The organism is Streptococcus sanguinis, from assembly GCF_050222175.1.
Taxonomy (GTDB): Bacteria; Bacillota; Bacilli; order Lactobacillales; family Streptococcaceae; genus Streptococcus; species Streptococcus sanguinis_M.
Map to the genome: position 1 here is coordinate 1,964,166 of NZ_CP071420.1, position 14,786 is coordinate 1,978,951.

Genomic DNA, 14,786 nt, shown 5'->3' on the forward strand with positions numbered 1-14,786 from the left:
TGTTTAATGTTTCTGTAGCGCTGGATGCTGCTCCAACCATGCTTTTGCTTCTTGACTATTATGAATCTGAGTATCAGATACAGATGAATCATCATTGTAGCCATAAACTGGCAAGACATCTTCTCCCTTGGTCGCAAACCAATAAAGAAGTGTATCAAACCACTCATCTGGTGTAACCTTATCCGTCCTAACATAAAGCGCCCAATCTTCTTTAATCAGTTTAGACTCTATATCTGGATAAAGGCTGTAAAGATTGATGTTCACATCTTGAACCCTCCCGTCAAGTGTGAATTTTGCTATTTGATTCGAAGGATTCATATAGCCCTTAGTATCTATAACTTCCGAAAAATTTGTTGCTTTTGCCGTATTATAGATATCAGAATCCATGGTAAACTTTGTATCTTCTGATAGTTCTTCTATTTGTTCAGTTTCTATATTTAAATACACATCTTTAAAAGTTGGATGCTCCTCATCTGATAAATTCTCGATCCTTAACTCGAAGTAATGGGTATTTCCTAGATAAAAGGAGCCGCCGAAATTATTAAAAATAGGGATGCTTTTATTATTATATTTTCGCACAACCTTATAGAGATCAATCTTTCGTTCTGGCAGTTTCTCATCTTCTAAATTATAAAGAATGAGATTATAATATTCGTCTTTTAGCTGAAAGTGAGCTTTTAGAAAACCTTTTTTTGTATCTTTTATTAATGCTTCCTTTTTTTCATAAGTGATGGCATAGTTTTTACCAACCTTTATATTACTTGGAGCAAGAATATATTGTTTTTTATCTCCAAGGATTTGAATCTCTGAACGTCTTACTTTTGAGTGCGAATTACTCTTATATGTTATCTTCTGAGATTCATTCTCCGTTGATTTTCTATAAATAGTGAAATAAAAACTAACAAGCAAGATAGTCAATAGAAGCGAGCTGAGAATAATTATTTTTTTCTTCATCTACTTGCGCTCCCTTCAGCTTTTTTCTCCTCCTTCTCCACAACAAACTCTCTAACCAAGCGGTAGATAACTGCGAATATAGGGGTGAAGAAAATCATGCCGACCAATCCAAAGAGGTTGCCCCCAATCAGGGCGGCAGCTAGGGTAAAGAGAGTTGGGAGACCGACGGACTGGCCGACCACGCGCGGATAGATAACATTACCCTCAATCAGCTGCACTCCCTGAAAGACTGCGATAGAAAGGAGGGCTTTCCAAGGGCTGTCGGTGAAGATAAAGATAGCACCTAGAGCACAAGCTGAGAAAGGCCCGATGTAGGGAATGAAAGAGAGCACTCCAGCCAGAACTCCTGTCAAGGCCGCATAAGGCAGGCCTGTCAGAGAGTAGGCGATAAAGACTAAAACACCGACAATGACAGCCTCAATCATCTGCCCCATCAGAAACTTATCATAGGTCTCAACAATGACAGAACCGACATAGGATAGGCGTTTGACAGCCTTCTCCGGAAGCATAACCTGAAGGAGACGACTAGTGATTGTCTGCAAATGCTCCTTGCTGCTCAAGAAGGCAAACATGAGAAAAATAGACATGATGACCGAGAAGAAATTGCCAAAAATAGCAGAGATATTACCCGTCAGACTGCCCAGAAGATAGATGGCTCGGTTGACAATATCACTGTTTTGCAGCTGCTTGGTCAAATCTTTCAGCTGGCTAGAGGAAAGCAAGCCAGACTGCTGCAGCCACTTGGCTACCTGAGGCGCTACCTTGCCGATTGTTTCGCTCAGCTGATTGACCGCTGTGGTCAGAGTCGGCACGACAATAGAAACAATCCCTGTCATAATGAGAACTAAAATCAGCACCTCTAAAACTAAGGCCAAACCGCGCTGCAACTTCTGAGGGACTCGGCATTTGTCCAAGAGGTCTTCCAGTTTTTTCATTGGGACATTAAAGATAAAGGCTAGGACTCCACCCAGTATAATAGGCGAAAAAACCGAAGTCAAACTCTGCAAACCAGACCAGATATTCCCGATATAGAGAACCAGAGCCAGAGCGAGCGCCGCAAACATGATTAGTTTATAGGATTCATTTATTTTTTTCATAAGGCTTCCTTTTAAGGTTTTATCATTTCCTTATTTTATCATAATTTTCGAGGGCTTTCGAGCAGGAGGAAATGGGTTAGTCAGCTTTGTCTTCACTTTTAATTTTTTGAAAATCTTGAAGATAGAGGACCCCAGCTCCTATAGACAAAAGGCCTGCAAAGATAGCTAGAAAAGGAATAAATCCCATGATGGATGCAAAAAGCAACATCTGATGATTCATCTTATTGACCCTAGAGTCCCCACTATAATGAGACATACCAGCTAAGGAAAGTATCAACAAGAAAACATTAATTAGCAGAATCAGAAGTGCCCATATGTAATTTTCAATGAAGCTACCAATCAAATCAACAAACTCAAAACTCGATCTTTGTAAAGAAAAATACATGATAAGAATTCCCGCTATAATACTCGCAACCCCATTTACCAATAACAATTTATTTGACTTCATAGAAATCTCATTCTTTCTTTTTTAAACATAGTATACCTAGCTACTTTCTAATCTGTCAACCATTATAAAAGAATGATTGTCACATCCGATAAATCCGTTTTCATTCAAATTATCTTATGATAAAATAACTTTATGCACAAGAAAACGATTATTGATTTTAAGCAATTGGGCCAACGCCTGATTTTTACGAATCCCATCAAGGAGCTAAAGACTCGCCGTCTGGACCAAGTGGAGGAACTTTTGGCAGAGATTGAGGGCTGGCAGGAGAAAGGGTACTATGCTGTCGGCTATGTCAGCTATGAAGCAGCTCCAGCCTTCGAGGAAAAGTTCCAGGTTCATCAGGCCCCACTCCAGAAGGAATACCTCCTCTACTTTACTATCCACGATAAGGCTGAGGAGGCTTCCATTCCCTTGACCTATGAGGAAGTGGAAATGCCAGCAGTTTGGCAGGAGCTGACTTCTGAGCAAGAGTACCAGAAGGCTATCGAGACTATCCATAATCATATCCGCCAGGGTGATACCTATCAGGTCAACTACACGGTGCAGCTGTGCGCGGAGCTCAATCCTGAGGATAGCTTGGCTATTTACAACAGGCTAGTCGTTGAGCAAAATGCGGCCTACAATGCCTATGTAGAGCATGACGAGACTGCCATCTTGTCCATCAGCCCTGAGCTCTTTTTCGAGGAGCACCGAGGCCAACTGACCACTCGACCTATGAAAGGGACCACAAATCGGGGACTGACCTTAGGGCAGGATAGGGAGCAGGCTGCATGGCTGGCCCAGGATGCTAAAAACCGAGCAGAAAATATGATGATTGTCGATCTGCTGCGCAATGATATGAACCGTATTTCTCAAACAGGCAGCGAGCGGGTTGAGCATCTCTGCAGTGTCGAGCAATACTCTACAGTATGGCAGATGACCTCTACCATCAAAAGCCAGCTGCAGGAGAGAGTCGGGCTGGCAGAGATTTTCAAGGCGCTCTTTCCTTGCGGATCCATCACAGGCGCGCCTAAGATTTCGACTATGGCTATCATCAAGGCGACAGAAAAAGCGGCCCGCGGGGTCTACTGCGGTACAGTCGGCATCTGCCTGCCAGACCAGAGACGGATTTTTAACGTCGCCATCCGCACCATTCAGCTGGAGGGGAAAAAAGCTATCTACGGCGTTGGCGGAGGCATCACTTGGGACAGCACCTGGAAATCCGAATACATCGAAACCCAGCAAAAATCGGCCGTTCTCTATCGAAAGAATCCGCGATTTGACCTGATTTCTACAGGAAAAGTAACGGACGGAAAGCTGACCTTGCAAGACCAACACCTGCAAAGACTGACAGAAGCAGCTAGCTACTTCGCCTATCCTTTTGACCAAGACAAACTGAAGCAAGTGTTAGAAGAAACCTGCGCTCAGCTGGATAAAGGACAGGATTACAGGCTGCGTATAGCTCTTAAAAAAGACGGCAGTATTGAGCTAGAAACGACTCCTCTACTGCCACTGACGGATACTTTCAGAAAGGCAAAATTGGTCAAGCAAACAGCCAATCTAGCCCAGCCTTTTACCTATTTCAAAACCAGCCATCGGCCACATCTGACCTTGGAGCAGCAAGAACAGATTTACTACAATGCCCAAGGCCAGCTACTGGAAACTTCTATCGGCAATCTGCTACTGGAGCTAAACGGCAAACTCTACACGCCTCCAGCTGAACTAGGCCTGCTCAAGGGCATCTACCGTCAGCAGTTATTAGATAAGGGTCGAGCTACTGAGAAGATTCTGACTCTGGCTGATCTGGCTCAAGCGAAGAAAATCTACGCCTGCAATGCAGTCAGAGGGCTGTACGAGCTGGAGATTGATAAAGGAGTACTCTGACATGAAAGTTATCTTTCTGCACGGACTAGGGCAAGATGAGCATTCTTGGAAGGAAGTTCAAGAAGCTCTAGCTGATGTCCCGACGGAGTCGCTGGCTCTTTTTCCGAAGGGCAATGAAAGCTACCAAAAAATTAGACAAGAAACCCTCCAGAACCTTCAGGCCCAAAATCAGCCTTTTATCTTAGTCGGTTTGTCACTCGGTGGCCTGTTGGCACTGGACCTGGCTGACCAAGCCCTTCCTCATCTGAAGGGTTTGATTTTATCCGGAACTCAATACAATTTAGCAGATAATTTTCTCTACAGACTGCAGATTCTCGCCTTTAAACTGATGCCCAAAAGTGTCTTCAGCAAGCAAGGAGCCGATAAAAGCCAGATGATACGGATTTTGGCCGAGCTACGAAAGGTAAATCTCACTGATAAAATTAAGAAAATCAAGCTTCCCAGCCTGATTCTTTGCGGCAGCAAAGACAAACCCAATCTAAAGGCTGCCTATGAGCTTAACAAGCTGCTGAAAGGTTCTCAGCTTCGCATTATAGAAAAAGGTGGCCATACTTTGAATAGCCAAATGCCAGAAATATTTGCTCAAATAATAGAGAAATTCCTACACGAGTTCTGACTCTTTTATAAGAACCAATCAAAAACTTTAGAAATATTTGAGAAATTCTTTATAAATATTTGAAAGTTTGTTGCTATACTAATTAATAAGAAGAGGAGTTTTCTCTCCTAAGATCATGAAAAGGAGACTTGATCATGGAAAATGTTTTGGTTTTACAGCAAGTCAGCAAAAAATTCGGCCGGCAGTACGCTCTGACCGATGTGAGTCTGACGATAAAAAAAGGAGATATTTACGGTTTGATTGGCAAGAACGGGGCCGGAAAGACCACTCTGATTAAGGTCATCACCCAGCTCTTGGAAGCAAGCAGTGGCAATGTCTCCCTCTTTGGCTCTCAGAACTATCAAGAATGGACGCAGAGCCTCAAACGGGTCGGATCGGTCATCGAAACACCGGTCGCTCACAACCACCTGACAGCCTATGAAAATCTCAGCTACTACTGTAAGCTCCGCCATATTCCCCATGCGGATAAGGTCATCCGTGAAACCTTGGAATACGTGGACTTGACAGATACCGGCAAGAAGAAATTCCGCGACTTCTCACTCGGAATGAAACAGCGGCTGGGTCTAGCTATCGCGCTTCTTACCAGACCTGACCTGATGATACTGGACGAACCTATCAATGGCCTGGATCCAGTCGGCATCAAGGAATTCCGCCAGCTGGTGCAGCGACTCAACGAGGAGTTTGGCATGACCTTTATCATCTCCAGCCATATCCTGTCTGAACTTTACTTGGTGGGTACTCGGTTCGGCATTATCGAGGAGGGACGGCTGATTCGCGAGATTTCCAAGGCGGAGTTTGAAGAACAGAGTGAAGACTATATCGTGCTTAAAACGTCACAGTTAGAAGAAGCCAGCCGGCTGATTCACGACCAGCTCATGCATCGCATCAAGGTGGTCAATGCTTCTGACGAGATTCATATCTTCACCCATTCTCATGAGATTAGCAAGATTGTCAAGGAACTTGCGGTCGCAGATATACCGGTGCAGGAGATTTACTATGCACGACAAAACCTAGAAAACTTCTTTACAGACTTGGTCAAATGACAAAGGGAGGCTTATCATGATGGATTTCATTCGAGCCGATTTTTACCGGCTCATGCGTTCAAAAGGCTTTTGGATTACTGAGTTTTTCTGTGTGATTTTATCAGCAACCTTCTTCCAGGCAAATATTCATTTTGGAGCAAATATCTCCAGAAATGAGGCTGCTAGTCAATCTCTAGGAAAACTAACCGGCCTTCAAGCTCTGGACTATTTTGCAGGCAAAACAGACAGTCTGCTCTTTTTCACCATCATTGGTATCGGTATGGTCCTTGGAGTGGACCTGTCTCGGAAACTTTATAAAAACTGTCTGAGCTACGGCATCTCTAAGCTCAGCTATTATTTTTCTAAGTTCTTTGTTTGTGTTAGCATCGCAGCCTTTCACTTCCTGCTGATTTTATCTATCTCCTTTGTGACTGCTAGTCTGTCCAACGGAATTGGAAGTGCCCCCAGCTCTTTTTTGCCTCAGCTAGGAGCTGCTCTCTTCGTTCAATTTCTCAGCACGATTACATGGATTGCCATCATTTCTTTTGTGCTCTATGCCAGCCACTCGATTATATCTAGCTTTCTGACCTATTTCCTTGGCGGTACTTTACTGACTATTCCCCTCATCTTTTATCCGGATAATGAATGGCTAATCTGTCTGACCCTGCGCTTTAACACAAATATGGCAGCAGATGGCGGAGCTGTTATCAAGGCTATCCTGACAGTGGTAACGGTCACCCTAGTCTTTCTGATTAGCGGGCTGATGGTTTTCAAAAAGAAAAATTTATAAAAAGCAGGAACAATCTTAATCATTCAGAGGAGATTTCATGTTACATACCATTCAGGCGGAGCTCTACCAGCTTGTCCGCTCCAAGCTTTTTTGGCTAATAGAAGGGCTGCTCTTTTTTCTCATTTTCATCAGTTCTCTTGGTGAAAGAAACTTTAATTTTTATATCTCTACATCTTCTGATCCAGAAGAAATAGTCATCCAAGGTTGGACAGGATTTGAAGCTCTCGGGCAGCTTGCTAAAGAGTTCCTGCCCTTTGTCATGATTACTGTCCTTGTGCTCATCATCTTTCTGCTAGGTCGCGACCTGACTAGAAAGCTATACAAAAATATATTAGCTGGCGGGATTTCTCGGAAAGAATTTTACCTATCCAAAATAGCTGTTCTTATCACAATTATCATCTTGCAAATGGCGGCAGCTTTTGCCGCAGCCTTTATCTTTGGAAGCCTCTTCCATGGACTTGGGACTATGCCAAAGAACTTTTTCTGGAGCTTTTCCTTGTCTTTCTTTCGCTCCTTTCTCTTTATTATGACCTGCAGTTCTGTAGTTACCTGTCTCCTCTACCTGACCCGCTCCACCCTGGCCAGCTATCTCGTCTTTTTCGCCCTGATCATGCTTCAGTCTAGCCTCGTCATCGTTTTCCCTCAGTTAAATTCTGAACTATTTTTATTCCTTATCCTAGCTGGTTCTCTCTTAGGTGGTTACCAAGCCTTCCTGCACAGAGACTTATAAATTTAAGCAGTCAGCCCTTTGGCTGCTTTTTTATTGCTTTTGGATTGGTTCTGCATTTCTTTAGAAATATTTTAGAATTTCTTGAGAAATATTTGAAATCTAGCTTGTATACTAAAATCAAATCTAAGAAAGCGAGAATATACCATGCAAACTGTTTTAGAAGTAAAGCAAGTTACCAAACAATATGGCCAGCAATATGCCCTTAATCATGTGAGTCTTTCAATCCAGAAAGGTGATATTTATGGACTGATTGGCAAGAACGGAGCTGGCAAAACCACTCTTCTCAAGACCATTAGCCGGCTCATTCATGCCAACAGCGGAACCGTTTCTGTCTTTGGTTCGCAGAACTCTAAGGAATGGAATGAAGCCCTGCGCAAGATAGGTACTGTCATCGAAACACCAGTCGCTTACAATCAGATGACTGCTTATCAAAACCTCAACTACTACTGCAAGGTCCACCAGATTGCCCAGCCCGACCAGCTCATCAAGGAAACCCTGGCCTATGTCGGATTGAGCAATACTGGTAAAAAGAAATTCCGAAACTTTTCGCTAGGAATGAAGCAGCGCTTGGGGATCGCTATTGCACTTATCAGCAAGCCTGAACTCATGATTCTAGACGAGCCCATCAACGGCCTAGATCCTCTTGGCATCAAGGAATTTAGACTGATGATTCAGCGGCTCAACCAAGAATTGGGAATCACTTTTATCATTTCCAGCCACATCTTGTCCGAGCTTTATCTGGTAGCCACCAAGTTTGGAGTGATTGACCAAGGACGGCTTGTCGCAGAATTCACCAAAGATGACTTTGACCGAGCCAGTGAAGATTATATCGTCCTCAAGACCAGCGATAGAGAGCAGGCTGCCAATCTCATCCAAGGCAAGCTCCACTACCAGCTCAAGGATGCTGATAAGCCTGACGAACTGCACATTGTTGCCCAAGAACAGGAACTAAATGACATCAACAGGGAGTTGGTCCTATCCAACATTCATGTCAATGGTATCTATGCAGCTCACAAAGATTTAGAAAAATACTTTACAGATTTAGTCCAGTAAGGAGAAAAACCATGTTACATACTTTTCAAGCAGATTTTTACCGCTTCTTTCGTTCCAAGGCTGTTTGGATTACCGAATTCATCTTTCTACTGACGACCTTGAGCGCAGTCTTTGGCAAATTAAATGCCGTCCAGCTTATACAAGCGGTGTCCAACGCTATCGGTAATAATACTTTTATCATCATTATCCTCTCTATGGTCGTCATCGGGACAGATCTGAACAAGCAACTTTACAAGAATACATTAACCAGCGGCGTTTCCCGTACTAGTTTCTTCGTCTCTAAAGCCCTAGTCATGGTCTGCGTAACGTTCCTGCAGTTGACTCTCTATTATAGCATCAACTTTATCCTAGCAGCCATTCTAAACGGTATTGGTGATTTATCCGCCACCTTCCTGCTTCAGTTTATTCTTCTATTCTTTGTGCAGTGCCTGACTGTCATTGCTTGGACAGCTATTATCTCCTTTATTCTTTATCTGAGTAAATCTATGATTGCTGCCCTGGGAGGTTACCTTTTCTGCGCATCTTTAACCGGAGCTCTTGCTCAATTTTATCCAAAATCTCTATGGCTGCAGCATTTCACCATGAGCTTTGATTTTGAGACGCTTCAAAGTAGCGGTGTAACCTTAAGAATTGTTCTAATTGCCTTGGTTTTAGAAACAGTCTTCACCGCAGCAAGTCTTTATACTTTCCACAAAAAGGATTTATAGTAAACAATGAGCTGGTTCTCGACTGGCTCATTTTAATCTTTTCAATTTTAAATTTCTTTAGAAATATTTTAGAATTTCTTGAGAAATATTTGAAATTTAGTTTGTATACTAAAAGTATAAACAAAGTAATTAAAGGAGAAACATCATGCAAAATGTTTTAGAAGTGAAAGGACTCACTAAAAAATACGGTGATCAATATGCTCTGAAAGATGTCAGTCTTTCCATCAAGAAAGGAGAGATCTACGGTCTCATCGGAAAAAACGGTGCTGGTAAGACCACTCTGATCAAAATCATCACTCAAGTCATCTATCCTAGCGGAGGGACCGTATCTGTCCTGGGCTCTCAGAACCAACAAGAATGGACCAGAGCCCTCAGCCATACTGGATCTGTCATCGAATCCCCTGTAGCTCATGCCCACATGTCGGCCTATGAAAATCTGCGCTACTACTGTACCGATCGGGGCATTCCAAATGCTGACAAAGTCATCAAAGAAACCCTGCAATATGTCGGCCTGACCGATACTGGAAAGAAGAAATTCCGTAACTTCTCTCTGGGGATGAAACAGCGGTTGGGCATTGCCATTGCCATTTTGGGGCGTCCCGACTTGCTCATTCTGGATGAGCCCATAAATGGTTTAGATCCAGTTGGGATTCAGGAATTTAGAGAAATGGTCAAGCGCCTCAATCAAGAACTAGGCATCACCATCATCATTTCCAGCCATATCCTGTCCGAGCTTTATCTAGTAGCAACTCGCTTTGGCTTTATCAATCAAGGGCATTTCATCAAGGAGCTGTCTAAGGAAGAATTTAACCGAGAAAGCGGCGACTATATCATCCTCAAAACGGATAATATCAAGCAAGCTGCCCATTTAGTGCAAGACAAGCTCGGCTACCAGCTCAGACCGACCAACAAGGAAGATGAGCTGCATATTTCTGGTAAGGTACAAGAAATTCGCAAGATTGCCAAGGAACTAGTCCTAGCCGACATCCCAATCGGGGAAATCTACTACGCCCACAAAGACTTAGAAAAATACTTTACAGACTTAATCAACCAACAAGGAGGAAACACTCATGTTTAATAGTATCAAGGCGGATTACTACCGTCTCTTCCGCTCCGTAGGATTCTGGGGAGTGCAGGCTTTCTGCATCTTTGGAATTCTCCTCGGCATTTTCACTTCCAAAGTTGTCAGTTCCGACAACGGTATCTTTTTTGCCATAGATGTCGTCTCCTACAACAGCGGCATGCTCTTTATTGCCTGCAATGTCATGACTAGCTTGCTTCTCGGTGTTGATCTCAATGACAAACTTTATCACAATAACCTGACTACAGGCAAGACTCGGACCCAGTATTACTTCTCTAAATCACTGACTATCGGTAGCTTACTGCCTATGCAGTTCATACTACTCTACATTTTTGGTATTGTCATCGAATTTGTCCGAACCGGTGGTAATATGGGAACCCTGCCAGATAATTTCTGGGGACAATTCGCAATACTCTTTGTCATGCAGGTCATCTGTACCTATGCTTGGTACTGCATTACCAGCTTTGTCCTCTACTTGACTCGAAACTATAGTGTCGTCTTTATCACCTATATCATGACCTACATCTTACTCGGCCTCCCTAGTCAAATGGTTGATGCCAATAATGAATGGTTCAAGGCTATCAAGATGGAGTTCGTCTACGGAGACGCTTCAATACCAAGTGTCATCATCAAAACAGCTATCTTTGCTCTCAGTCTGATCACGGTCTTTAGCTTAGCAGGACTGGCTACACTGAAAAAGAGAGATTTGTAAAATAAAAACTCAGCTAATCACTAAATTAGCTGAGTTTTTTTGAGCGGATTTTAATTGGATGATGAGCAGATTTCACCCTTTCTGGTCTAGCCCTCTTTATCGGCTTTCTTTCACTGCTTCCAATCTTGCTTTTTCAAGAACAGACTGATACAGACTCCTAGGATAAGGTAGAAAGTGACAAAGGTAAGACTAGCTGCCAAACTGGTCGGATATGGAAAGATCTTGCCCAGAGGAAAAAGAACATTAGATAGAAATCCGAGGGGAACAAAGAGCAAGAATAAAATCAAGGCTAGCTTAACCTGAAAAGAAGGTCTTACCTCGGATAGATTGCGGCCCGTTCCCCACACCAGCAGCCCTACTCCCTGAACGATCAGCACCGGCGTTAGCAAGATACTGATCTTGAGAAAATCAGCTAGGATAATGGAGAGGATGATGCCCAGACCGACAAAGCCAAGAGAGAGCTGATAGCAAATATTGCTGGCTATTCTCCTGTGCTTGATTGACTGCTCTTCCTCTTTCTGGACTACAGGCTCAATTCCCTTGAGCAGATAGTCTGTGGTCACCTCAAAATAGTCACTCATGGAAATGATCTTATCTAAATCAGGCATACTCTGCTCGCTCTCCCACTTGGAAACGGCCTGTCTAGACACACCGAGTTTTTCGGCTAGCCCCTCCTGAGAAATGCCCCGCACTTTTCGCAGGTACTGGATTCTGTCTGATAGATTCATGGATTGTTTTACCTACTCTTTCTTATTTTTTATACTTTCTTTCATTGAAACTTATTATAGCACAAGGCGGAGAGACTGCAAAGTCTGATTGTCATCTCTTCATAAAATGCTAGACTTCTTCTTTAGATGGAAGAGCTTTTTCCTCCCTATCCGTTCGATACCAGAGATAGATACTATAAAGTGTCAGGAGAAGCACACCACCAAAGTAAAAGAAGGGATTAACTTGAGAGAAATCCAAATTGTTAGCTTGAGCTATTCCAACAAAAGTCGGGATGAGAGTGTTGGAGAGTGCATGAAAGATGTTACAAGCAAGGACAGACTGGGTCTTCTTATACAGAGCTGCAAGCCAAAAAGATAGAAGGATACTGAAAATGATAAAAACTGAGAACAGATCCTGGCTTCGATCATAAAAGCGATCGTAAAACCAGAGAGGGATATGCCAGATGGCCCAAATAATACCGGTCATCAAGGTAGAGACAAAGAAAGAAAACTTTTTCTCTAAGGCTGGCTGTAGGAAACCGCGCCAGCCAAATTCTTCAATCCCGCCCGATAGGACAATACAATAGATAAAAAACCAAGGAAATCTTAATAAAGCGCCGTCTACCAGCTTGCCGCCAGAAGCTAGGGCATAGAAGGCGGTCAGACCGCCACCATAGATTAGCAAGTAGAGCCAGGTCTCTTTCTTGCCTGAAAAGAGATAGGAGCAAATGGCCTTGAAGCCTTTCTTTTTCAGTACGATCAGGCTGGCCAGCATAGGCCCAAACATAGCAATACCATTTAGAATAGCTTCAAGAGCTAGATAGGTTGTAGGTGGACTGTCTGGCCAAAGGTTTTTGAGGATAATGTCCAATAGCCAGAATCCCCATGTCCAGCCGAAGTTCCAAGCCAGGAACGGCAAAATTAGTTTTGGTTGTGGTTTGATAGTTGTTTCTGTATTCATGAGAATACCTCCTTATAATATAATTAAACTCAAGTTTTTGATCCAAATCTTCAAAGACAGCGACTCGTTCATTCCGAAATCAAAAACTTGGCTTCTGCTTTCAGATTAACAAAAAAGCCAGTTGCCTTTCTAGCGACTGGACTTGGAATAAAGAAAAAATCTAGTTGCTTTTTGAGTGATTGAACTTGGAATCAGTGTCAACTGTCAGTTGCAAGTCAGTTATATCAAGGATTTAGAGCAGTCGGCTGATTTTTCACTTCGACTGGTAAAATGGCCTTTCTAAGATAATTGGCTTTTCAAATCACAAAACAGAAAGGCATTTTTATCATGCCTTTCTTCGATTTAATCTAAAAATAAACCTCAGCCAATTCGAAAATTAGCTGAGGTTTTTTGAGCGGATTTTGAGACTAGCTGATAGAGCTGAGCCTTCCTTGTTTTGATTTTTTAAGTCTTTTTTACAAAGTCACAACCAGTTCAAACCAGTCGGCCTCGGCTTTCATTGTCAAGTCTCCGCCTAGGATTTCGACTAACTGCTGGGTGATGTAGAGCCCCAGCCCTGAAGACTCCTCGCTGCTGGATAGATTTTCTGAGTAAAAGCGATTGGTCAGCTTATCCAGATATTGGATAGGCTGCTGGACGATATTTTTGACGGTAAAGATACAGTGCTCGCCGTCTTTTTTCAGCGAAATGCTAGCGGCCTTACGACCGTGCTTGAGGACATTGCTTATCATATTTTGGACAATGCGCTCTAAAATTTCTGGGTCTGTCTCTAGCTCTAGACCTTCAGCCAGCTCTACCTGCAGGTCAATCTGGGCTTTCTGAAAGGCATCATAATAGGTAAAAAGCTGCTGGGTTACCAGCTGGGATATATCTGTCGGTTGGACATTGGCCCGAATGGCTCCCTCCATCAGCCGGCGGTACTCCATCAAAGCTTCCAGCCGTTTGGATACCATTCCCAGACTATCTGCAATTTTGACCAGCTGCTGACTTTCCTGACTCTCATCCTTCAAGAGCTGCTGGGTGTAGCCACTGGCAATGGTCAGAGGAGTGCGGATATCATGGGCGATATTACTGATGGCCATATCCAGCGTCTTCTTTTCCTGCTGGACGACAAAGGTCGTCTTATCTAGCTCCCTAAAGAGCAGCTCTGCTTCCTCTGTCAGCTCCAAAATACTAGGTGCATGAGCAGCAGGAGTCAGACGATTCTGGCTCCCTGTCTGCCGCTTCCGACGAATCTGCTGAGCCACATCCTTGACCGCCAGATGATAGCGTATGAAACCAATGGCCAGAAACAGACTGATAAGGGCAAATAAAATGACTAACACCAACATATCAGTCCTCCTTGAGCCGGACACCCAGTCCCCAAACAGTCTCTATGTATTCCTCTGTTGGGTCCAACTGAGCCAGTTTCTTACGTAGATTGCTGAGGTGAGTATTCAGGGTATTATCCCCAGGCAGATAGCTCTCTTCCCAGACCTGCTCAAAGAGCTCTTCCTTGGTGTAGATCTTCTTGGGATGACGAAGCAAGAGCTGGAGGATATGATATTCTTTCTTGCTCAAACGGACGCTTTTCTCACCACAGACCGCCTCAAAGGTAGCCTTGAGCAGACGGATATTTTTAAAGGACTGGCCTTCTTCCTCGCCAGTCAAAGCCTGCTGGCTGCGCAGCTGCACGGTGATACGGGCAAAAACCTCATCCAGATTGAAAGGTTTGACAATATAATCATTAGCACCATTCAGCAGGTACTGGCTAACAAGCGCTTTCTCACCAAGGGCCGTCAGCATGACCACAGGCACCGTAGCATTGCTGCTGCGAATTTCCCTCAACACTTCATCGCCATTCTTCCCCGGCAGCATGATGTCCAAAAGGACCAAATCAATCTCCTCCCGCTCAAACAGAGAAATGCCCTCCGTCCCCGAATAGGCAGAATAAACCGTGTGTTCCTTCTGAAAAAGATCTTTTAGAATTTCATGAATATCACTATTATCTTCGATGAGTAAAATATGAGCCATAAACACTCGCCTCCAGAAATTTCCTATCACTA

16 protein-coding genes are annotated in these 14,786 nt (G+C 43.5%); 9 read left to right on the forward strand and 7 right to left on the reverse strand.

Annotation, left to right across the window (positions count from 1 at the left end; translation table 11 throughout):
* Window positions 1-3 precede the first annotated feature (3 nt).
* The 3 genes from J1C91_RS09645 to J1C91_RS09655 form a co-directional block, all read right to left on the reverse strand.
* Window positions 4-954, reverse strand: a complete 951-nt coding sequence (locus J1C91_RS09645) for a hypothetical protein (RefSeq protein WP_125438429.1) — start codon at window positions 952-954, stop codon at window positions 4-6.
* Complete coding sequence (locus J1C91_RS09650; RefSeq protein WP_002910614.1) at window positions 951-2,051, reverse strand: AI-2E family transporter; 1,101 nt, start codon at window positions 2,049-2,051, stop codon at window positions 951-953. Before J1C91_RS09650 ends, J1C91_RS09645 begins: the two co-directional genes overlap by 4 nt.
* 76 nt (window positions 2,052-2,127) lie before the next feature.
* Entirely contained in the window at window positions 2,128-2,499 is a 372-nt protein-coding gene (locus J1C91_RS09655; protein ID WP_002910615.1) for a hypothetical protein, read from the reverse strand.
* 132 nt (window positions 2,500-2,631) lie between these two features.
* Between J1C91_RS09655 and pabB the strand changes: the two genes are divergently transcribed.
* From pabB to J1C91_RS09700, 9 genes are all read left to right on the forward strand, one after another.
* Window positions 2,632-4,362, forward strand: a complete 1,731-nt coding sequence (gene pabB, locus J1C91_RS09660) for an aminodeoxychorismate synthase component I (protein WP_048772353.1) — start codon at window positions 2,632-2,634, stop codon at window positions 4,360-4,362.
* 1 nt (window position 4,363) lies between these two features.
* Entirely contained in the window at window positions 4,364-4,978 is a 615-nt protein-coding gene (locus tag J1C91_RS09665) for an alpha/beta fold hydrolase (RefSeq protein WP_048772350.1), read from the forward strand.
* A 134-nt stretch (window positions 4,979-5,112) separates the two neighbouring features.
* A complete protein-coding gene (locus tag J1C91_RS09670) occupies window positions 5,113-6,021 on the forward strand; it encodes an ABC transporter ATP-binding protein (RefSeq protein ID WP_002910618.1) in 909 nt (302 codons plus the stop codon).
* 16 nt (window positions 6,022-6,037) lie between these two features.
* A complete protein-coding gene (locus tag J1C91_RS09675; protein WP_002910620.1) occupies window positions 6,038-6,790 on the forward strand; it encodes an ABC transporter permease in 753 nt (250 codons plus the stop codon).
* 37 nt (window positions 6,791-6,827) lie between these two features.
* On the forward strand, window positions 6,828-7,520 hold the full coding sequence (locus tag J1C91_RS09680; protein ID WP_002910622.1) for an ABC transporter permease: 693 nt from the start codon (window positions 6,828-6,830) through the stop codon (window positions 7,518-7,520).
* A 144-nt stretch (window positions 7,521-7,664) separates the two neighbouring features.
* Window positions 7,665-8,573 carry an ATP-binding cassette domain-containing protein gene (locus J1C91_RS09685; protein ID WP_002910623.1) on the forward strand — a complete coding sequence of 303 codons (909 nt, stop codon included), beginning with the start codon at window positions 7,665-7,667 and terminating at the stop codon, window positions 8,571-8,573.
* Between the two features lie 11 nt (window positions 8,574-8,584).
* Window positions 8,585-9,280, forward strand: a complete 696-nt coding sequence (locus tag J1C91_RS09690; protein WP_002910624.1) for a lantibiotic ABC transporter permease — start codon at window positions 8,585-8,587, stop codon at window positions 9,278-9,280.
* 145 nt (window positions 9,281-9,425) lie between these two features.
* A complete protein-coding gene (locus J1C91_RS09695) occupies window positions 9,426-10,358 on the forward strand; it encodes an ABC transporter ATP-binding protein (protein ID WP_002910625.1) in 933 nt (310 codons plus the stop codon).
* On the forward strand, window positions 10,351-11,073 hold the full coding sequence (locus J1C91_RS09700; protein ID WP_002910626.1) for a lantibiotic ABC transporter permease: 723 nt from the start codon (window positions 10,351-10,353) through the stop codon (window positions 11,071-11,073). Before J1C91_RS09695 ends, J1C91_RS09700 begins: the two co-directional genes overlap by 8 nt.
* A gap of 110 nt (window positions 11,074-11,183) precedes the next feature.
* Here J1C91_RS09700 and J1C91_RS09705 read toward each other — a convergent pair whose 3' ends face one another.
* The 4 genes from J1C91_RS09705 to J1C91_RS09720 form a co-directional block, all read right to left on the reverse strand.
* The gene (locus J1C91_RS09705) at window positions 11,184-11,801 is read right to left on the reverse strand and encodes a helix-turn-helix domain-containing protein (protein ID WP_002910627.1); all 618 of its coding nucleotides are present in this window, start codon (window positions 11,799-11,801) and stop codon (window positions 11,184-11,186) included.
* 109 nt (window positions 11,802-11,910) lie between these two features.
* Complete coding sequence (locus tag J1C91_RS09710) at window positions 11,911-12,741, reverse strand: CPBP family intramembrane glutamic endopeptidase (RefSeq protein WP_002910628.1); 831 nt, start codon at window positions 12,739-12,741, stop codon at window positions 11,911-11,913.
* Between the two features lie 455 nt (window positions 12,742-13,196).
* Window positions 13,197-14,072 (reverse strand): sensor histidine kinase, encoded by an 876-nt coding sequence (locus tag J1C91_RS09715; RefSeq protein ID WP_002910629.1) that lies wholly within the window; start codon window positions 14,070-14,072, stop codon window positions 13,197-13,199.
* Window position 14,073: 1 nt separating this feature from the next.
* Window positions 14,074-14,754 (reverse strand): response regulator transcription factor, encoded by a 681-nt coding sequence (locus tag J1C91_RS09720; protein WP_002907256.1) that lies wholly within the window; start codon window positions 14,752-14,754, stop codon window positions 14,074-14,076.
* Window positions 14,755-14,786: the final 32 nt, after the last annotated feature.